The organism is Pseudomonas sp. B2M1-30, from assembly GCF_025447575.1.
GTDB classification, from domain to species: Bacteria; Pseudomonadota; Gammaproteobacteria; order Pseudomonadales; family Pseudomonadaceae; genus Aquipseudomonas; species Aquipseudomonas botevensis.
Window position 1 is genome coordinate 147,136 of record NZ_JAOEJT010000002.1, and the last position, 19,948, is coordinate 167,083.

Consider the following 19,948-nt stretch of genomic DNA (forward strand, 5'->3'; position numbering starts at 1 on the left):
AAATCTCTAGAGAAGTGGATCGATGGCGCTTAATGGCGCTTCGGCGCTGTAGTCGTCGGCGAACGGGATGGCCGGCTGGAACAGGGTTTTCCAGTCCGGTCGGCCATGGGCGCGGTCGCTGTGGCTGCGCAGCAGTTTTTCGTATTGGCGTTGTGCCTGGCGTTGCAGGGTGGGGTAGTCGACGCCGCTGACCTGACCGTCGTGCATCACGCAGCGACCGTCGATATAACTGGCGATGCAATCGTCGCCGCGCCCGGCCAGCAACAGGTTTTTCAGTGGATCGAACAGCGGCCCCAGGTGCAGGCCGCGCAGGCTGAACACGGTGATATCGGCTTTGGCCCCTGGCGCCAGCCGTCCGAGGTCAGCGCGGCCCAGTGCCTTTGCACCGCCAAGGGTGGCGGCGTTGTACAGGTCGAGGCTGCCGGTCAGCGAGTTACCGCCCTCCATCAGCCGCGCGACGTTCAACCCATGGCGCATGTTTTCCAGCAGATCCGCCGGCCAGGTATCGGTGCCGAGGGCGAAGTTGATGCCTTTGGCCCGGTAGCGGCCGAACGAGTTGAGCGCTTCACCGTCGCGGGCGAACACCAGCGGGCAATGCACCAGACTGGCACCGCCATCCACCAGCCGTTGCAGGTCGTCATCGCCGCTGGTGTAGATGCCGTGGGGCAGCAGGCTGTGCGGATTGAGCAGTTGCAGTTGTTGCAGCCAGTGTAGGGGCGACACGCCGTGCAGACGTTCCACCATGGCGTATTCGCCGGGGGACTGGCAGCAGTGCAAACGCAACGGTGCCTGCAGTTCTCGATTGAGCGCAGCGGTCTGCCGCAACAGGGCCGGGGTGCAGGTCTGGATGCGATCCGGCAGCAATGCGCCGCGAATCAGATCACCGTGGCTGCCGTTGAAGTTATGGAAAAACCGCTGCGCCGCTTGCAGGCCCGCCAGGCCTCGGGCCTCGTCCCAGTGGTGGCCGAGGCTGCCGTCGGTGCGCCAGTAAGCCATGCCGCTCATGTAGCAAGGGCCGAGATAAGTGCGCAGCCCGAGTTCGGCGGCGACCCCGGCGACGGCGGCGAACTCGTCATAGGTTTCCGCCCACTCGCGGTAGTACATCGAGGTGATCGGCATCGCTGTGGTGATGCCGTTGCGAATCAACTGGGTGAAGGCGTAGCGATACTTGAAGACTTCCTCGTCCGGGCTGTAGCTCTCACGGGGGCCGGCGCTCAGGTAATCCTCCGACCACATGCGGCCCATGAAGCGCTCGTCGCCGTTGTCCAGGGTGAGGACGGTGGAGTCGAGGTCGCCGAGGGCGTCGAGGTCAATGAAACCGGGGCCGATCAGCGCGTTGCCGTAGTCGATCCACTGATCCACCGGCCCCGGATAACCGCGTCCGACGAACTCGATGCGCGAGCCGTTGAACACCACTTCGCCGTCGCGCCACAGCACGTGCCGGGCGCCGTCGAAGCCGACCACGCAACTGGCCTTCAGGCCGATGCGTTTCACAGCCGGCTACCCAGCAGACGCCCGCCGCTGGCGATCAGTTCACCGCCGCGATAGACCTCGCGCAGGGGGCGCGCGACCACGGCCTCGCCGAGGGTTTCGACCGGCATCAGGAGAAAGTCCGCCGACCGGCCGATGCCGAAACCATGCTCGACCCCCAGCGCCCGAGCGCCATTCAAACTGGCTGCGTCGAACGCCGCCGCCAGTTCTTCGTCCTTGGCCAGATCGAAACGGAACGCCAGCAGCATCGCCCGCTCCAGCATGTCGCCGTTGCCCATCGGCGACCACGCATCGCGGATGCCGTCGGAGCCCAGGCAGACATTGACGCCCGCCTCGCGCAGGGCCAGGAACGGCGGCACCGCGCAATCGGCCGGCGCCGAACTCATCAGGGAAATCCCCAGCGCCGCCAGACGTTCGGCAACCGGTCTGACCTGGCTCCACGGCAACATGCCGAGGCAATAGGCGTGGCTGATCATCACCCGGTTGTGCAGGCCGAAACGCTCGGTGTAATCGACGATCCGCGCGATCTGCCACAGGCCCAGTTCGCCTTTGTCATGCAGGTGGATGTCGACGCCACGCTGGAATTCGCTGGCCAGTTTGAACACGAAGTCCAGTTGCGCGATCGGGTCATTGTCGATGCCGCAAGGGTCGAGGCCGCCGACGTTCTCCACGCCCAGGGCCATGGCTTCGCGCATCAGTCCGGCGGTGCCGGGGCGGCTGATCAGGCCGGTTTGCGGGAAGACCACCAGTTGCAGGTCGATCAGGTCGCGGTAGCGCTCACGCAGTTGTTGCATGGCTTCGACGTGGCGCAGGCCGAACTCCGGGTCGATGTCGACGTGACAGCGCAGGGTCAGCGAGCCACGGGCGATGCAGTTTTCCAGCAGCGCGCCGGCGCGTTCGGCAATCGGCGCCTGAACTTCGCGCAGCACCCGGCGCTCGTTGCTGATGTAGTCCTTGAGCGTCGGGCCGGCGCTGTTCGGGCGCCAGGGCTGGCCGTAGAGGGTCTTGTCGAGGTGGACATGGCTTTCCACCAGGGGGGCGGTGAGCAACTGGTTCTGGCCGTCGATGTCGGTGGCGGCGAGCGGGGCGCTGGAGGCCGGACGGCGTTGGGTGAACCGGCCGTTTTCGATCAGCAGGTCTTCGGCGGGGGCGCCGTAGGGGCGAATGTTGCGGAGCCAGCGGGGGTGGGACATGGGAACCTCGGTGTTCTTTGAAATTTTTTCCCTCACCCTGGCCCTCTCCCGGAGGGAGAGGGGACCGAATGGGGATATTGAAGAGCTACGCCGACCTGAACGTTTTCCCCTGAATCCATAATCGACCAGGTCTTTCAGGTCGGCGGATAGCGCAAGACAACTCGGTCAGTCCCCTCTCCCTCCGGGAGAGGGCTAGGGTGAGGGGGCTCTTCGAGGTCAGCCTGCAAAGTCGGCGTTTCACTAAAACCGGCGATCCACGATCAGCCCTTGAGCTTCGACCAGATGCGGTCCTGCAGCTCCCGCGCCTTGTTGCTGCATTCCTTTTCCAGGCGCAGGCGCGAGGCGTATTCCTCGGGCATGTTGATGGCGTCCATGACTTTCCATTTCGGATCGAGCAACCCATCGCTCTGGATACCGTTGGCATAGGCAATGGCGTTGGACACCGCTGCCGCGTTTTCCGGTTTCATCATCCAGTCGATGAAGATCTTCGCGTTACCCGGATGCGGCGCGCTTTTCGGCACGGCGAAGTTGTCCTGAAACATCGCCACGCCCTCACGGGGATACACGTACTTGATGGTGTTCTTCTGCAATGTTGCGCGGGCGGTGGAACCGTTCCAGTTCTGCATCATGATCACCTCGCCCGAGGCCATGCGGTCGACGGTGTTGTCCGAGCTGTACATCTTCAAAAACGGCTTCTGCTTTTGCAGCAGCTCAAGGATGCGCTTGGCGTCCTGCGGGTTTTCCGTGCATTCGTCGACGTTCAGGTAATGGCTGGCGGCATTGATCACGCTGCTGGAGGTGTCGAGGGCGGCAAGCTGGCCTTGCAGTTCCTTGCGCGGCTCGAAGAACTCTTTCCACGAATCGTCCAGCTTGCCGCCGGGCACCCGCGCGCTGTCATAGGAAAACCCGGTCGTGCCCCACAGATACGGCGCGGAAAACTTGCGCCCCGGATCAAAGCTCGGGTCGCGAAACGGCCCTTTGACGTACTGGAAATTGCTCAGGGTCGGCGTGTCGATTTCCAGCAGCAGATTCTGTTTGATCAGGGTCTGCATGATCGATTGCGACGGCACGATCACGTCATACGCCGCGCCACCGGCCTGCAATTTGGCGAGCAGGGTTTCGTTGCTGTCGTAGCCGTCCATGGTGACCTTGATCCCGGTCTCCTTTTCGAACTTGGCCAGCAGATCCACCGGGTAGTAATCGGTCCAGTTGTAGAAAAACAGCTCCTTGGGCTCGGCGGCGTGGGCGCTGAATGCGGTGAAACAACTCAGGGCCAGACCGGAAATTGCCAGACGCATGCTTTTGACTTTCATGAACGGAGCGCTCCAGGTTTATTGTTGTTTGCCGCGTTGGCCCAGCCAGAAGGCCAGCACCACAAGGACGATGGAAATCACCAGCATCAGGGTCGAGATCGCGTTGATTTCCGGGGTCACGCCGGCCTTGATCGCCGAGAATATGTACACCGGCAACGTGGTCGAGCCGGGGCCGGCGACGAAGAAGGTCATGATGAAATCGTCGAGGCTGACCACGAATGCCAGCACCGCCCCGGACAGCACCGCCGGCCACAACAGCGGCAAGGTCACCCGGCGGAATACCTGCCACGGGTTGGCGTACAGATCGTTGGCGGCTTCCAGCAGGCTTTTGTCCAGATCATTGAGCCGTGCGCGGATCGGCAGGTAGGCGAACGGAATGCAAAAACCGATATGGGCGACGATCACCGTCATCAGGCCGAGCTTGATCCCCAGCGCCATGAACAGCAGCAGTGTCGCCACGGCGGTGACGATCTCCGGCAGGATCAGCGGCAGGTTGATCCCGCCCTCGACCATTTTCTGTCCGTAGAACGGCCGGTACGTCGCCAGTGCCGCCAGCAGCGCAATCGCCGTGGCGCAGACGGTGGCGATGGTCGCGACGATGATCGAGTTCAGTGCGGCGGTCTGGATCGACGGATTGGCCAGGATGCGGCCGTACCAGGCGAACGAGAATTCGGTCCACACCGTCGCCGAGCGGTTGGCGTTGAAGCTGTAGACGATCAACACCAGGATCGGCAGGTACAGGTAGGCGAGGATCAGCAGGCTGACCTCCCGGGTCGCGGGGAGTTTTTTCAGGTGCAGAGAAATCATGCTTTGGCTCCCCGGTTCAGGGTTTTCGCCGCGCTGCGGCTGTAGAGGGCGTAGAGCACCAGTGACAACAGCAGAATCCCCAGCAGCAGGAACGACAGCGAACTGCCCAGCGGCCAGTTGCGCGCGGTGCCGAACTGCTGCTGGATCAGGTTGCCGATCATCAGGGTCTTGCCGCCGCCGAGAATCGCCGGGGTGATGAAGGCGCCGAGGCTCGGCACGAACACCAGCAGGGCGCCGGCAATCACCCCCGGCATCGACAGCGGCAGGATGATCCGCCGCAACGCGTGCCAGCGATTGGCGCCGAGGTCGTAGGCGGCTTCCACCAGGCGCCAGTCGAGTTTTTCCAGGGTCGAGTAGATCGGCAGGATCATGAACGGCAGAAAGCTGTAGACCAGGCCGACGCTGACCGCGAAATCGTTGTAGAGCAGGGTGATGCCGCCGGCGCTCGGGAACAGTGCGTTGAGGGTCTGGGCGACCCAGCCCTGTTCACGCAGGATGATCAGCCAGGCGTAGTTGCGGATCAGCAGGTTGGTCCAGAACGGGATGGTGATCAGCAACACCATCAGATTGCGTCGGCGCGGGGTCAGGCTCGACATCCACAATGCCACCGGAAAGCCGAACAGAAAGCACAGCACCGTGGTGCCGCCCGCCTGAAGCACTGAACGCAACAACGCCTGGGCGTAGACCCAGTTCAGTTCCAGTTCGCCGTCGAAACCTTCCTGGAAAAACAGCTGCACATAACTTTGCAATTGCCATTGCGCCTGCCAGTCGACGCCGCCATAGGTGTTGCGCGGGAGCAGGCTGATGTAGCCCATGATCCCCAACGGAATGGCGATCAGGGCGAGCAGGGTCAAGACCACCGGGCTGAGCAACAGCGCGCGGTTGAGGGACGGGGACGTGCTGCTGACGCTCATCTCAGGCCTCCATCAACAGGCAGGCTTGCGGCGGCAGATGCACGGCCACGCGCTCACCGACCGTGCGGCCACGGTTCAGGCCTTCGTTGTTCTCGCGCAGCATGACTTTGATGTCGTTGTTCAGGCGGCACTGGTAGAGCGTCGCGGTGCCGACATACAGAACCGCTTCGATCACCCCGCGCAGGTGATGGGGCTGGCTCGACTCGACCAGTTGCGAACGCTCGGGACGAAACGCCAGTTGCACGCTGCTGCCATTGACGCCCTGGGGCAGGCAGGGGATTTCCACCGGCATGCCGTTGGGCACAAAGATGTTTTCGTTGTGCTGGCCGCGCTTGAGCTGGCCGGGAAGGAAATTGATGTCGCCGATGAACTGCGCGACGAAGCGGTGTTGCGGGCGTTCGTAGATATCGGTCGGGGTGCCGATTTGCAGGATCTTGCCGGCAGACATCACCGCGATCCGGTCGGACAGGGTCAGGGCTTCTTCCTGATCGTGGGTGACGAAGATGAAGGTGATCCCGGCTTCCTGTTGCACGCGCTTGAGTTCGACCTGCATTTCCTTGCGCAGCTTCAGGTCCAGCGCCGACAGCGGCTCGTCGAGCAGCAGCACTTTCGGTTTCGGCGCCAAGGCCCGGGCCAGGGCCACGCGTTGCTGCTGACCGCCGGACAACTCCGCCGGTTTGCGCCCGGCCAGATGCTCCATCTGCACCAGCGCCAGCATTTCGTCGACCCGCGCCGGAATCTGCTTGCGATCAAGACCCTGCATCTCGAGGCCGAAGGCGATATTCTGCGCGACACTCATGTGCGGAAACAGTGCGTAGCTCTGGAACACCGTGTTGACCCGGCGCTTGAACGGCGGCAGGTGATTGACCGTTTCGCCGGCCAGACGGATTTCCCCGGCGCTGACATGTTCGAAACCGGCGATGGTGCGCAGCAGGGTGGTCTTGCCGCAGCCGGACGGGCCGAGGAGGGTAAAGAACTCGTTGTCGGCGATGTTCACCGAGACGTTGTCGAGGGCGGGGGCCAGGCCCGGATCGTCGGAATAGCGCTTGGAAACGTTGCGCACTTCAATTGCTATTGGTTGACCCATAATGGTGCAATCCTCTAATTATTGTATGCAATATCTGAATGCAATTTAGAAATACCCGGATTAATCTGCCGGTGCAACCCCCTTTTTCCGTGGCAGTGCATTCGCCAGGGGACGGTTGCCCGGTGCTGAAGGAGTGTTCGAATGACCGAAAAGAAAACCGAAACCACGGTCGACCGCGTCTACCAAGGGGTTTACGAGGCGATCAGCAAGCGTTCGCTGCGCCCCGGCATGAAGCTGGGCGAAGCGTCACTGGCGGAGCTGTTCAATGTCAGCCGCACGTCGGTTCGTGCCGCGCTCAAACAATTGGAGGCCGACGGGCTGGTGACCACCGAGCCCAATAAGGGTGCGTCGGTGTCCCTGCCCAGCGATGAAGAGATCCGTTCGCTATTCGAAACCCGGCGTCTGATCGAGATCGGCATCGTCACCGAGCTGTGCCGACGCAAGGACACGGCCGCGATGCGCGACCTGCGCGATCATCTGTTGCTGGAAGATGAGGCCCACGAGGCCGGTGATCACGAACGGCTGATCCATCTGCTCGGCGAGTTCCACATCAAACTGGCCCGCAGCCTGAACAACCCAGTGCTGCTCGACTGGTTCCAGAAACTGATTTCCCGCGCCTCGCTGTACGCCGCCGCACTGGACGATGACAGCCACCAGGCCTGCCGCGACGACGAGCATCTGCGGCTGATCGAGTACATCGAGGCCGGCAACCAGAACGCCGCGATCGAACTGACCTGCATGCACCTGGACGGCATTCAGAAGGCGATTCTCGACGTCGCCGCAAAAATGAAGACGGGCTACCATCCGCTCAAACACTTGATCGAAGTCTGAGTTCCGGGCGAAGGTGCAATCGGCTATACCTCTAATGAAACCATTTGCCGTTGGCGAAGCTCGAAACAGACGGGCGTGGCGTCAGGGGCGTTGCGAATCAGTCGGTCGAAAATCACGGGACATTGAGCCAGTCGATGCAGTTTTTATCCGATAGCCATGGTTGCGCGGGTTGGAAAGGCGAGATGGCCGGGCGCATTCGTGCGCACGACTGGAGCCAGACCGATCTTGGCCCGCTGGAAACCTGGCCGGCCAGCCTGTGCAGTTCCGTGCAGATGATGCTGGCCTCGCCGCTGCCGATCGTGATGCTCTGGGGCCATGCCGGCTACATGATCTACAACGATGCCTACTCCGAATTCGCCGGTGGCCGGCATCCTTATCTATTGGGCTCGCCGGTAGAGATGGGCTGGCCGGAAGTCGCCGACTTCAACCGCAATGTCGTCGACACCTGCCTGGCTGGCGGCACGCTGGAGTACCGCAACAAGGTGCTGGTGCTGTTGCGCAATGGCGTACCGGAAGATGTCTGGCTCGACCTGTATTACAGCCCCGTCCCCAACGATGACGGGATGCCCGCCGGTGTCATGGCGATGGTGGTGGAAACCACCGAGTTCGTGAAATCCGAGCGTTTGCGCCAGGCTGCGGAAAATGCCTACCGCGCCGACAACGAACGGGTGCGCCTGGCGCTGAACGCGGGGGCCTTGCTCGGCTCGTTCGTCTGGGACGTGAAGCGTGATGTGCTGTCGGCTGACGAACGCTTCGCCCGCACCTTCTCCTACCCGCCGGATCAGGACCTGAGCAACCTGCCGCAGTCCATCGCCGAGTCGCACATTCATCCGGATGATCGCGCCTGGGTGCAGGAGCGCGTCAGCCAGTCTGTACAGACCGGCGAACCCTACAACGCCGAATACCGCGTACTACGCGCCGATGGCAGTTACCTGTGGGTGCTTGCCAGCGGTGCTTGCGAGTTCAACGAGCAGGGTGAGGCGTTCCGCTTTCCCGGTGTGCTGATCGACATTCATGAACGCAAGATCGCCGAAGAATCCCTGCTCAAGTTCACCCGCAACCTCGAACAGCGGGTGGCCGCTGAAGTCGAGGCGCGGCTGTCCGCCGAAGAGCAATTGCGCCAGTCGCAGAAGCTCGAAGCCATCGGCGGCCTGACCGGTGGCGTGGCCCACGACTTCAACAACCTGCTGCAAGTGATCGCCGGCAACCTGCACCTGCTGGCCCGCCATGAACCGGGCAATAGCAATGTGCAGCGCCGGGTCAGCGCTTCGCTGGCGGCGGTCGAGCGCGGTGCCAAGCTGTCATCGCAACTGCTCGCGTTTGCCCGCCGCCAGCCGCTGTCGCCCGCGGTGTGCAATCCCCGGCAGATCTTCGAAGGCCTCGGCGAACTGCTGCAACGGGCGCTGGGCGAAACCATCCAGATCGACGTGCGCTTGCCCCAGGAACCGTGGCACATCAACGTCGACCGCAACCTGCTGGAAAACGCCATTCTCAATCTGGCGATCAACGCCCGCGACGCCATGAAAGGCGAGGGCACCATCGTGCTCAGTGCCCACAACACGCCGCTCGATAAAGCGTTTTGTGCCGGCAAGGGCATCGTTCCGGGGGATTTTGTCCGGGTGGCGGTCAGTGACAGCGGCGTCGGCATCGCCCCGCACATGCTGGAACAAGTGTTCGAACCGTTTTTCACCACCAAGGCCGACGGCCAGGGCACAGGCCTGGGACTGAGCATGGTGTTCGGTTTCGTCAAACAGAGCGGTGGCCACGTCGAGATCGAAAGCCATGTTGGTGAGGGCACACGGGTGCTGTTGTACTTCCCGCGCAGCCTGCGACCGTTGCGTCATGACACTGCGAGCGCGAGTGAGCAGTCAGGTGGCGGCCACGAAACCATTCTGGTGGTCGAAGACAACGAGGCGGTGCGTGCCTCGGCGGTGGAGCTGTTGCGCGAGGAAGGCTATCGCGTGCTCACTGCCAGCAACGGTGATATCGCCATGCAAATGCTGCTCGAAGGGGCGGAGGTCGACCTGATCTTCACCGATGTGGTCATGCCGGGGCTGATCAAAAGCTCCGATCTGGGCGCCTGGGCCAGGGTTCAGGCGCCGCCGGTGGCGGTGCTGTTTACCTCCGGGCATACCCGCGACATCATCTCGCGCAATCACCAACTCAGTCCTGACACTCACCTGCTGGGCAAACCCTACAGCCCCGAAGCGCTGTTGCAGATGATCCGTTCGGTGCTCGGTGGCTGAGTTCTTCCCCGCGTTGCCGCATTCCATTCTTCCAATCAAGGCTGGCCGATGACTGACAAGCGCAGCTCCCATTCCGCCGCGGGCATGGTCCGCGTGCGCGGTGCCCGAGAACACAATTTGAAGAACGTCGATGTCGACATCCCCCGTGATGCGCTGGTGGTGTTCACCGGGGTGTCCGGTTCGGGCAAGTCGTCGCTGGCGTTTTCGACGCTGTACGCCGAGGCGCAGCGACGCTATTTCGAATCGGTGGCGCCCTATGCGCGACGCTTGATCGATCAGGTCGGCGTGCCGGATGTCGATTCCATCGAAGGCTTGCCGCCCGCCGTGGCCCTGCAACAGCAACGCGGTACGCCGAGTACGCGCTCCTCGGTGGGCAGCGTGACCACGCTGTCGAGCCTGATCCGCATGCTGTATTCCCGCGCCGGCAGTTATCCGCCGGGCCAGCCGATGTTGTATGCCGAGGACTTTTCGCCGAACACGCCCCAGGGCGCGTGCCCGGAGTGTCATGGGCTGGGACGGGTCTACGAAGTCACCGAGGCGCTGATGGTGCCGGACCCGAGCCTGACCATTCGCCAGCGCGCCGTGGCGTCTTGGCCGCTGGCCTGGCAGGGACAGAACCTGCGCGACATCCTGGTGACCATGGGCATCGACGTCGATATTCCCTGGCACACACTGCCGAAAAAGCAGCGCGACTGGATTCTCTTCACCGAAGAAGCCCCGACCGTGCCGGTGTATGCCGGGCTGACCCCGGAAGAAACCCGCGTCGCCCTCAAACGCAAAATGGAGCCGAGTTACCAGGGCACTTTCACCGGCGCCCGGCGCTACATCCTCCACACGTTCACCCATTCGCAAAGTGCGCTGATGAAGAAGCGCGTTTCGCAATTCATGCTCGGCAGCCCATGCCCGTTGTGCGAGGGCAAACGCCTGAAGCGTGAGGCGCTGTCAGTGACGTTTGCCGGTTACGACATTGGCGAATTGTCCCGGATGCCTTTGCTGCAATTCGCTGAAGTGTTGAAACCGGTGGCGGCGGCGAGCTATCTGGAACACCCCGATGAAACCGGCGAAACCCTCAGCCACGCGCAGACCCGCGAAGCCCGCCAGCAGCGCGAGGCCCATGGCGCCAGCGGCCACATCAATGCCCCGGATGTGCGACACACACCGAATCTGTCGCTGGAAAAACGCCTGGCGGCGCAGCGCATCGCCGAGGATCTGCTGGAGCGGGTCAGTACCCTGACTGACCTCGGCCTGGGTTATCTGGCGCTGGAGCGCAGCACGCCAACCCTGTCGTCCGGCGAGTTGCAGCGCCTGCGGCTGGCGACGCAATTGGGCTCGCAACTGTTCGGCGTGATCTACGTACTCGACGAGCCGTCCGCCGGGCTGCATCCGGCCGACGGCGAGGCGCTGTTCGAGGCATTGCAGCGTTTGAAGGCCGATGGCAACACGCTGTTTGTGGTCGAGCATGATCTGGAAACCATGCGCCGTGCCGACTGGCTGATCGACGTCGGCCCGGCGGCGGGCGAAAAGGGCGGTCGGGTGTTGTACAGCGGGCCGCCGCCGGGGCTGGCTGAAATCGATGACTCGCAGACCCGCGCCTATCTGTTTGCCGGGCATTCGCGTCCGCTACGCGCCGCGCGCAAACCGTCAGGCTGGCTGAAACTGCAAGGCATCACCCGCAACAATCTGCACAACCTCAGCGCGGAGTTTCCGCTGGGCTGTTTCACCTCGGTGACCGGTGTGTCGGGTTCCGGCAAGTCGAGCCTGGTCAGTCAGGCGTTGCTGGAGCTGGTCGGTGCGCAACTGGGGCGCCCGGTCAGCGAGGCGGAGCCGGAAGAACTCAGCCTCGAAGACGACACGCCGCAGGTCAGCACCGGGCAAGTGGTCGCCGGGCTGGAGTCGATCAAGCGTCTGGTGCAGGTCGATCAGAAACCCATCGGCCGCACGCCACGCTCCAATCTCGCGACCTACACCGGGCTGTTCGACAACGTGCGCAAGCTGTTCGCCGCCACCCCCGAGGCGCGGGAGGCGGGTTACGACGCCGGGCAGTTTTCCTTCAACGTCGCCAAGGGCCGCTGCCCGACATGCGAGGGCGAGGGGTTTGTCAGTGTTGAATTGCTGTTCATGCCCAGCGTTTATGCGCCGTGCCCGACGTGTCACGGCGCGCGCTACAACCCGCAGACCCTGGCGGTGCAGTGGCAGGGCCTGAGCATCGCCCAGGTGCTGCAATTGACCGTGGATGAAGCGGTGACGGTGTTCGCCGAACAACCGGCGATCCGCCGCTCGCTGGAGGTATTGCGCGACATTGGCCTCGGCTACCTGAGGCTGGGGCAACCGGCGACCGAGTTGTCCGGCGGTGAGGCGCAACGGATCAAACTGGCCACCGAGCTACAACGCAACCAGCGCGGCGCGACGCTGTACGTGCTGGACGAGCCGACCACCGGCTTGCATCCACGGGATGTCGACCGTTTGCTGGAACAGCTCGATCTGCTGGTAACGGCAGGGCATACGGTGATTGTGGTCGAGCATGAAATGCGCGTGGTCGCTCAGAGTGACTGGGTCATCGACATTGGCCCGGGAGCAGGCGATCAGGGTGGCAAGATTGTCGTAGCCGGAACACCACAGAAAGTCGCCGCCAGCAAAAAGAGCCGCACCGCGCCGTTTCTGGCCAGTGTCCTGGCCTGAAAATCAGATATCAGGGTGTTCGAGGGTTCTGTGTCTGGCTCAAAGCCTCCGTGCCACCTGAGCCGGCGAAAGCGCCGGTTCAGGTGCCATCCAGTGTCCGGCGAACCTTGTCCAGCAGTTCACTGATCTGGAACGGTTTGATCAGCATTTCCATGCCGCTGCCCAAAAAGACTTGGCGATTGAGGGCGGTTTCCGCGTAGCCGGTCATGAACAGGATCGGCAGGTTTTCACGCCAGCCACGGGCGACATCGGCCAGTTCGCGGCCACTCATGCGAGGCAGGCCGACGTCTGTCAGCAGCAGGTTGATCGACGGGTCGTTCTGCAGGCGCTCCAGCGCCGTTTCGATATCCGGTGCCTGGGTGCAGCGGTAGCCGACATCCTCCAGCACTTCGGTGACGAATATCCGCACCGACGGCATGTCTTCGACAATCAGCACGTGCTCGCCCGAACCCTGCGGGTCCAGCACTGGCGGCACCGTCTCGGTGGCTGTCGGGTCGCTGGTGGCCGGCAGCATGATGGTCACTTCGGTGCCACGGCGAGCGACGCTGCGGATGTGCGCATCACCACCGGACTGGCGAGCGAAACCGTAGATCGACGACAGACCGAGGCCTGTGCCCTGGCCCAGCGGCTTGGTGGTGAAAAACGGATCGAACACCTTGTCGATCAGGGTGTGGTCGATGCCGCTACCGTCGTCGCGCACCGCCAAGGCCACGTACGCACCGTCGGCCAGGTTCGGATCTCCATGAGAGTAAGCGGCATAGGTGCTGACCCAGATATTGCCCCCTTGAGGCAGCGCATCGCGGGCGTTGATCACCAGGTTGAGCATCGCGCTTTCCAGCTGGCTCGGGTCGACCAGGGCGATCGCCGGTTTGCTGGTCAGTTCCAGCTTCAAGGCGATGCGCTCACCGATGGTGCGCACCAGCAACTCCTCGAGTGAACGCACATGTTCGTTGATATCCACCGGACGGGTGTCGAGCGGTTGTTGCCGGGCGAAGGCCAGCAGGCGATGGGTGAGGGCGGCTGCACTCATCGCCGAACTGAGCGCGGCTTCGGCGTAGAAACGCACCTTGTCCGGACGGTTGTCGACGACGCGTTTCTGGATCAGTTCAAGGCTGGTGATGATCCCGGTCAGCAGGTTGTTGAAGTCGTGGGCAATCCCCCCGGTCAACTTGCCCAGTGCGTCCATTTTCTGCACTTGCAGCAATTGCGATTCGGCACGTACGCGCTCCGCGACTTCCTTGGCCAGTTGGGTGGTGGTGTCGTCCAGTTGTGCCAGATGCGAGCGTTCGCGATGACGATGTTCGGTGACATCTTCGATGAATACCAGGCTCAGCTCGGGCGTGCGATACGGGGAAATCTGCCACTCGGTCTCGCGGAGCTCACCTTGAACAAGCATGTTCAGGGTGCCTTTCCAGCGCTCTCCGTCATCCAGGCGCAGGCGCAGCTCATCGAGGATCGTCTGCTGATTCTCGGCGAAACATTCCTTGAGCACCTGCGTATCCAGGTTGTCCTGAATCAGTTGGGTAAAGGCGTGGTTGCATTCATGCACTTGCAGGCTGGCATCGAGCACGGCGATCGGCGCCGAGACATTGACGAAAATTTCGCGAAAGCGCGCCTCGCTTTCGCGCAGGGCATTTTCCGTGTCGCGCACCCGCAGCAGCGTACGCAGGGTGGCCAGCAACACGTCCGGGTCCACCGGGTGAATCAGATACGCGTCGGCGCCGGCGTTGAGGCCGGTGATGATGTCGCCGGTCTGGATCGACGCCGCCGACACATGGATCACCGGCAGCAGTGCCGTGGCGGCCACGGCGCGCAACTGACGGACGATATCGAAGCCACTCATGTCCGGAAGGTTGACGTCCAGGATCAATGCATCCAGCGCTTCACTGGCGATCAGCGCCAGGCCGTCGCTGCCGGTGCCGGCTTCCAGCACCAGGTAGCCGTGACGCTCCAGGCGCCGGCGCAGGGCATAGCGCGTGGCAACGTTGTCGTCGACGATCAACAGGCGGATGTCACGTTTCATGGACGTTCTCCAGAGCGATCGCCAGCGGAATGATCACGAAGAATACCGAGCCGACGCCGGGGGTGCTTTCGACCCCGACTTCGCCACCCAGCAGTTGCGCGAAGCGTTTGCACAATGACAGGCCCAGGCCAGTGCCGCGCAGGCGTTTCTGCAACGGAGAGTCGACCTGGGAAAAGTCTTCGAACAATGCACCATGCAGCTCGGGCGCAATGCCGATACCGGTGTCGCTGACGGCAAAGCGCACCTTGTCCTGGCCTTCGAGGCACGCGGAAACCCGCACCTCGCCCCGCGTGGTGAATTTCAGCGAGTTGGAAATGAAGTTGCGCAGAATCTGCGCGAGTTTTTTGTCGTCGGTGTACAGCCGTGGCAGGCCGACCGGCTCTTCGAAAATCAGATCCACCGCGCTGGCATCGACAATCGGCCGGAACATCCCGCGCAGGGCGGCAAACAGGTCGAACATGTCGAACCAGGCCGGCGAAATGCTGATACGTCCGGCCTCGATCTTGGCCAGGTCCAGCAGGTCATCGACCATGTCGCTGAGCTCGCGGGCGGCGGTGCTGACGAACGCGACCTGTTTGTGTTGTTCCGGGCTCAGCGGGCCGTCGAGTTCGTCGCTGAGCAGGCCGGTGATGCTCAGGATCGAGCCCAGCGGCGTACGGAATTCATGGCTCATGTATGACAGGAATCGGCTTTTCAGGTCCGAAGCCTGGCGCAACTGTTCGGCCTGGGTGTCGAGCTCGGCGTACAGGGCCAGCACCCCCTGATTGGTTTCATCGAGCTCGTCGCGCAGGGCGGCCGATTCGCTCTGCAATTGAGCGATCAGCGCCGCCTGTTCGGCGCTGCTCAGGCTTGGCGATTCAGCCATGGACGGCCTCCAGGGCAACGACCAGTACCGTTACATCGTCCCGTCCGCGACAGAAATCGCGGTGCAGCACGGCGGCTATCACGGCGGGATGGCGGTGCACCAGACCGGGGTAGTCTTGAAGGTTCCAACGGGACTGCAAGCCGTCGCTGTACATGATCAATAGATGTCCGTTCACGTGAGCATAGTCAAAGGGCTGGGCTTTCCGGTATTGCGCACCGACGATCCCCGGATGGGAGGCCAGGCCTCGCGATTTGCCGGCGCCGATCAGGCAGGCACCGATGTTGCCGATGCCGGCGAAGCTCAGGCTGTCGCGCCCGGGGTTGAATTGCGCAAAGGCCACGGCGCCGCCCCGGCTGCCGAGCATCTCGCGGTGCATGTCCTCCATCAGCAGGACCGGTGCAGCGAACGGCGTGCGGGCGAAAGCACTTTCGCCCGCGCGGGCGCTGCGTTCGGCTTCCTCGCCATGGCCGAGGCCATCGATTACCAGTGCGCTGAGGCAGCCCTGGTGCCAGGCCAAGTGCCAGGTGTCACCGCACGCCGGGTCGTCATGCAGCGCATGCTGACTGACGCCGTAGCGCAGGTCCGGCCGTCGATCGCTGTGCGGATAAAGACGTGCCAGCAATACGGCGCCACGGCTGTCGGCATGCACGTCGAACACCTCGGCCTGCCGAGCGACGGCGCCAAGGCCGATACCCTGGGTGCCACCGGTGGAAAACCCGTCGGCCAGACAGGCGTGCAGATCAAACCCCTGAGCCCGATCGACCGCGATTATTTCGATGCCGAAACCCGCCTCGCGGGGCAGCACCCGCAGGTGCAATTCGCCGTGGCTGGCATGCTTGAGCAGATTGCTCGCCAGCTCGGTTGTCACCAACGCGACTCGGCCGGCATCGCCGTCGTCGAAACCGTGTTGTTCGGCAAGCCTCTGCGCGGTACGCCGGGCGTGTCCGATCTGGCTGCTGTCTTCGATCGGCAGAACCCGGGTCATTGCCCCGGCGATATTCATGTCCATCGGGTAATCGTGATGCGGGTGCCCTGGCCGGGAGCGGTGTCCAGTTCGAACTCATCCACCAACCGCTTGGCGCCGGTCAGCCCCAGGCCCAGACCACTGCCGGAGGTCCAGCCATCGGTCATCGCCAGTTTGACGTCGGCAATGCCGGGGCCTTCGTCGCGAAAGATCAGGCGCAGGCCGACCTTGTGCTGGTCGTCGAGAATCTGCCAGTCCATGTCACCGCCACCGCCATAGACCATGGTGTTGCGCGCCAGCTCGCTGACGGCGGTGACCAGTTTGGTCAGATCGATCAGGCGCATGCCGCATTCGGTGGCGAGTTTGCGCGCGGTCTGGCGGGCCAGCACAACGTCCTGTTCGATGTGAATCGGCTGAGTACCACTGCTGCGCACGGTCATTTCTGGCGTACTCGTTCCTGCAACAGTTTCATGCCGCGCTCGACATTCAGCGCGGTGCTGACACCGGGCAGGGTCAGGCCCAGTTCCACCAGGGTGATCGCCACCGCCGGTTGCATGCCGACCAGCATTGTTTCGGCATCCATGATTTTCGAAAGACCGGCAATCGTGCTGATCATCCGCCCGATGAACGAATCGACCATGTCCAGCGCCGAGATGTCGATCAGCACCCCGCGCGCCGAGGTGCGGCTGATGCGCTCGGACAGGTCGTCCTGCAAGGTCAGGGCGAGCTGGTCATGCATGTCGACCTGAATGGTCACCAGCAGGAAGTCGCCCATCTGGAGAATCGGTATGCGTTCCATGGCTCAGGACGTCTTGGTCAGGTTGACGCCCAGACGGGTCAGCGCCAGTTTCAGCGCATCGGCCAGATTGGCCTTGGTGATCACGCCTTGCAGGTCGAGGCCGAGGTGGACGATGGTCTGGGCAATTTGCGGACGTACGCCGCTGATGATGCACTCGGCGCCCATCAGCCGAATGGCGGTGACGGTTTTCAGCAAGTGCTGCGCGACCAGCGTGTCGACGGTCGGCACGCCGGTGATATCGATGATGGCGATTTCGGCGCCGGTGTCGACGATGCGTTGCAGCAGCGATTCCATCACCACCTGGCTGCGCTGCGAGTCGAGGGTGCCGATCATCGGCAGGGCCAGTACGCCGTCCCACAGCTTGACCACCGGGGTCGACAGTTCCAGCAGTTCTTCCTGCTGCCGCTTGATCACCGCTTCACGGGTTTTCTGGTAGGTCTTGATGGTGTGCATGGCGAATGCGTCGAGCAGTTCGGAGATTTCCCAGAGCTGCTCGGCGAGCAGCGCGGGATCGTCTTTGTAACGCTCTTGCAGCACGGCGAACAGCGGGCCTTTGAAGGCAAAAATGAAGGCGGCGGTCTGTTGCGAATCCTGGCCGAGCAGGGCACGGCTCTGGGAGAGTTTTTCGAGGAACTGGCGGGTGGCTTCCCAGCCGGCAGCGGCAATATTGTTGCCGTTTTGATTCTCCAGCCCTGCCTGCACCAGTTGCAGGAATTCGCGGGTCTGCTGCTGGACTTCATGCTCCTTGAGGTTGCGGGTGGCGCCGCTGGCCTCCAGACCGTTGTACCAATCGCTCAGCAGTTGTTCCTGCTTGTTCTTCAACGCATCGAGTGTGCCTTTCTGCAGTGCTGCCATGTGCGTGTTGCTCCGTAGCGAATGGGGGGCCGGTTCGACAGGAAATGACCGGCGCGAAATGACTGACCCTGGCGGTTCTGAATAGTTGTTCGATTCGCCAGGAAAATTTTGCTGATGTCGCAGGAACGCCTCGGTAACTCTAGCCGGCGTGGTGCAGCGTGACGATGTTTTGAACGTTTAGTCAGCACCAGGCTTCGAAACTTCAAGGCCCGACGATTTCAAGTCGCGCTGTCGAACCACGAGGTGCGTATGAACGAACAATCGACGCAACAGCAACCCCCCTCCGGGGAGCCGATCAATCGCAATGATCCGGCCATCGACCCGCAAGTGCCGGGGCAACCTGCACCGACCATACAACCGACCGAGCCGGGGCAGGCCCACGGCGGCGATCCGGCGGTGGATCAGAAAAACCGCCACACCGATAACGACAACGAATTCAGTCCCGGCTTCAAGCCCGATCCTGATCGCCCGCAACCCGGTGACCAGACCGACCACGATATCGATACCGATGGTGGCTAGGCGCTGAAATGCAAAGAGGCCGCATCCAGTGGATGCGGCCTCTTTTTATGCCGGGTTTATTTGCTTGGATGTTTGGCTTGCAGCTCTTTGGCATGCGCCAGGTGTTTTTCCAGCGCCGGGAGCATTTTCTGTGCAAAGGCCTTCAGTTCGGTGGCGCCCTTGGTTTTGTCGTCGGTGACGGTGTTGGCTTCTTTCTTGAACAGCTCGATGGTTTCTTCGTGGGCCTTGACCTGATTGTTGGCGTAGGCCGCGTCGAAGGATTCATCGCGCATGTCGAGGATCTTTTCCTTGGCCTGCTTGACCAGGGTCGTGGTGTCCGGCACTTCGATGTCGTTGGCTTTGGCGATGGTCGCCAATTCATCGTTGGCCTTGCCGTGATCGGTAATCATCTGTTCGGCGAAGGCCTTGATGTCGGCCGACGCGCTTTTTTCCAGGGCCAGGCGACTGGTTTCGATCTCGGCGATGCCGCCGGCAGCGGCGTTATCGACAAAATCGTTGGAGGTGGCGGCGAAGGCACTGCCCATGCCGGTGCTCAAAGCGACAGCCAGGGCGAGGTGACGCAGGTTGAATCCGTCCATTGGTATTTCTCCACGCAGGTTTTTGTGAGCGTTATCCAATGGAGGGAGCGCGGCGGACAAAGGTTTGATCGTATTTGCGAAAGGGCGACGAACGGACATCGCGGTTCTGACAGGGGGGTCGACAGAAGGGGCCGAGGCGGGCCATTCTGCATACCGGCGGCGCAATCAGTGGCGCTGGCCGTCGATCAATTACGGAGGTGTTTCATGCCGGTTCCCCACGATCTGTATCAGGATTTGAGTATCACCAAGGAAAAGATCCAGCAAATACGCTCCCAGGACCCGCATCTGGACGCACTGATCAATAAATATCTCCAGGCGGACAAGGAAGTGGTCGAGGCTGAAACTGCCACCTCCGACGCTCCCAGCGATGACGTGTTGCGCAAGCTGAAAGAAGTCCGGGTATTCGTCAAAGATCAGATTGTCGCGAACTTGCAGCAGCACCTCTGACCTGCGGTTGATCCGCCGACCGTCGATTGCATGATCTCCGGTGGCGGATCAATTGGAACGCCCGCCGCGACCGGCACCTCGAATGTACAGAGTCCGAACCCATCGACTCCTTGCGAGGTGCCTCATGACCGACCCCAGATTCCCCAGTGAAGAGCAGGGCGCATTCGACCCCGTGCCCACCCATCCCGAACCCAACAGCCCGGCGCACACCACGGCCCATCCTGAAAAGGAACCGGGGCTGAAGGATGTGCCTGAGGATGAGGATCCGGACACGTTCGATTCGTCCGGGGCCTGATAGTCCGTCTTCGCGGGCAAGCCCGCTCCCACAAAAGCAACA

General features: G+C 62.4%; 19 protein-coding genes. 6 read left to right on the plus strand and 13 right to left on the minus strand.

From position 1 onward, the window contains the following. Positions 1–6: 6 nt before the first annotated feature. The 6 genes from N8H74_RS04355 to N8H74_RS04380 all read right to left on the minus strand — a co-directional run bounded on the left by N8H74_RS04355 (position 7) and on the right by N8H74_RS04380 (position 6,805). Positions 7–1,494: an amidohydrolase family protein gene (locus N8H74_RS04355; protein WP_262146378.1), complete on the minus strand. Its 1,488-nt coding sequence runs from the start codon at positions 1,492–1,494 to the stop codon at positions 7–9. Continuing rightward, the gene (locus N8H74_RS04360) at positions 1,491–2,684 is read right to left on the minus strand and encodes an amidohydrolase family protein (RefSeq protein ID WP_262146379.1); all 1,194 of its coding nucleotides are present in this window, start codon (positions 2,682–2,684) and stop codon (positions 1,491–1,493) included. The genes N8H74_RS04355 and N8H74_RS04360 overlap by 4 nt, the downstream gene beginning before the upstream one ends. Positions 2,685–2,944: 260 nt before the next feature. Continuing rightward, positions 2,945–3,997, minus strand: coding sequence for an extracellular solute-binding protein (locus N8H74_RS04365; RefSeq protein WP_262146380.1), 1,053 nt, complete (start codon positions 3,995–3,997; stop codon positions 2,945–2,947). 18 nt (positions 3,998–4,015) lie between these two features. Beyond that, entirely contained in the window at positions 4,016–4,804 is a 789-nt protein-coding gene (locus N8H74_RS04370) for an ABC transporter permease (protein WP_217829731.1), read from the minus strand. Further along, on the minus strand, positions 4,801–5,718 hold the full coding sequence (locus N8H74_RS04375; RefSeq protein WP_262146381.1) for an ABC transporter permease: 918 nt from the start codon (positions 5,716–5,718) through the stop codon (positions 4,801–4,803). Before N8H74_RS04375 ends, N8H74_RS04370 begins: the two co-directional genes overlap by 4 nt. A 1-nt stretch (position 5,719) precedes the next feature. After that, complete coding sequence (locus tag N8H74_RS04380; RefSeq protein WP_262146382.1) at positions 5,720–6,805, minus strand: ABC transporter ATP-binding protein; 1,086 nt, start codon at positions 6,803–6,805, stop codon at positions 5,720–5,722. A gap of 141 nt (positions 6,806–6,946) precedes the next feature. Between N8H74_RS04380 and N8H74_RS04385 the strand changes: the two genes are divergently transcribed. The 3 genes from N8H74_RS04385 (at position 6,947) to N8H74_RS04395 (ending at position 12,561) form a co-directional block, all read left to right on the plus strand. Continuing rightward, on the plus strand, positions 6,947–7,636 hold the full coding sequence (locus tag N8H74_RS04385) for a GntR family transcriptional regulator (RefSeq protein WP_217829734.1): 690 nt from the start codon (positions 6,947–6,949) through the stop codon (positions 7,634–7,636). 134 nt (positions 7,637–7,770) lie between these two features. Then, positions 7,771–9,882, plus strand: coding sequence for a PAS domain-containing sensor histidine kinase (locus N8H74_RS04390; protein WP_262146383.1), 2,112 nt, complete (start codon positions 7,771–7,773; stop codon positions 9,880–9,882). A 48-nt stretch (positions 9,883–9,930) separates the two neighbouring features. Continuing rightward, on the plus strand, positions 9,931–12,561 hold the full coding sequence (locus N8H74_RS04395) for an excinuclease ABC subunit UvrA (RefSeq protein ID WP_262146384.1): 2,631 nt from the start codon (positions 9,931–9,933) through the stop codon (positions 12,559–12,561). A 79-nt stretch (positions 12,562–12,640) separates the two neighbouring features. Here N8H74_RS04395 and N8H74_RS04400 read toward each other — a convergent pair whose 3' ends face one another. The 6 genes from N8H74_RS04400 to N8H74_RS04425 are packed head-to-tail and all read right to left on the minus strand — an operon-like array spanning position 12,641 to position 18,067. Beyond that, positions 12,641–14,584 carry a response regulator gene (locus N8H74_RS04400; RefSeq protein ID WP_262146385.1) on the minus strand — a complete coding sequence of 648 codons (1,944 nt, stop codon included), beginning with the start codon at positions 14,582–14,584 and terminating at the stop codon, positions 12,641–12,643. Next, a complete protein-coding gene (locus N8H74_RS04405; RefSeq protein ID WP_262146387.1) occupies positions 14,574–15,449 on the minus strand; it encodes an ATP-binding protein in 876 nt (291 codons plus the stop codon). Before N8H74_RS04405 ends, N8H74_RS04400 begins: the two co-directional genes overlap by 11 nt. Beyond that, positions 15,442–16,452, minus strand: coding sequence for an ATP-binding protein (locus N8H74_RS04410; RefSeq protein ID WP_262146701.1), 1,011 nt, complete (start codon positions 16,450–16,452; stop codon positions 15,442–15,444). The genes N8H74_RS04405 and N8H74_RS04410 overlap by 8 nt, the downstream gene beginning before the upstream one ends. Then, the gene (locus N8H74_RS04415) at positions 16,449–16,853 is read right to left on the minus strand and encodes an anti-sigma regulatory factor (protein WP_262146388.1); all 405 of its coding nucleotides are present in this window, start codon (positions 16,851–16,853) and stop codon (positions 16,449–16,451) included. Before N8H74_RS04415 ends, N8H74_RS04410 begins: the two co-directional genes overlap by 4 nt. Beyond that, complete coding sequence (locus N8H74_RS04420; RefSeq protein ID WP_262146390.1) at positions 16,850–17,212, minus strand: STAS domain-containing protein; 363 nt, start codon at positions 17,210–17,212, stop codon at positions 16,850–16,852. The genes N8H74_RS04415 and N8H74_RS04420 overlap by 4 nt, the downstream gene beginning before the upstream one ends. Positions 17,213–17,215: 3 nt before the next feature. Beyond that, on the minus strand, positions 17,216–18,067 hold the full coding sequence (locus N8H74_RS04425; protein WP_262146392.1) for an STAS domain-containing protein: 852 nt from the start codon (positions 18,065–18,067) through the stop codon (positions 17,216–17,218). A gap of 249 nt (positions 18,068–18,316) precedes the next feature. Here N8H74_RS04425 and N8H74_RS04430 point away from each other — a divergent pair, with 249 nt between their 5' ends. Beyond that, complete coding sequence (locus N8H74_RS04430) at positions 18,317–18,586, plus strand: hypothetical protein (RefSeq protein WP_262146393.1); 270 nt, start codon at positions 18,317–18,319, stop codon at positions 18,584–18,586. Positions 18,587–18,642: 56 nt separating this feature from the next. On the opposite strand, the gene N8H74_RS04435 is transcribed toward N8H74_RS04430, so the two are convergent. Further along, a complete protein-coding gene (locus tag N8H74_RS04435; RefSeq protein WP_217829737.1) occupies positions 18,643–19,164 on the minus strand; it encodes a DUF4142 domain-containing protein in 522 nt (173 codons plus the stop codon). A 204-nt stretch (positions 19,165–19,368) separates the two neighbouring features. On the opposite strand from N8H74_RS04435, the gene N8H74_RS04440 reads away from it, so the two are divergent. Next, entirely contained in the window at positions 19,369–19,611 is a 243-nt protein-coding gene (locus N8H74_RS04440) for a hypothetical protein (RefSeq protein WP_217829738.1), read from the plus strand. A 124-nt stretch (positions 19,612–19,735) separates the two neighbouring features. Continuing rightward, the gene (locus tag N8H74_RS04445) at positions 19,736–19,906 is read left to right on the plus strand and encodes a hypothetical protein (RefSeq protein ID WP_262146395.1); all 171 of its coding nucleotides are present in this window, start codon (positions 19,736–19,738) and stop codon (positions 19,904–19,906) included. Positions 19,907–19,948 lie beyond the last annotated feature (42 nt).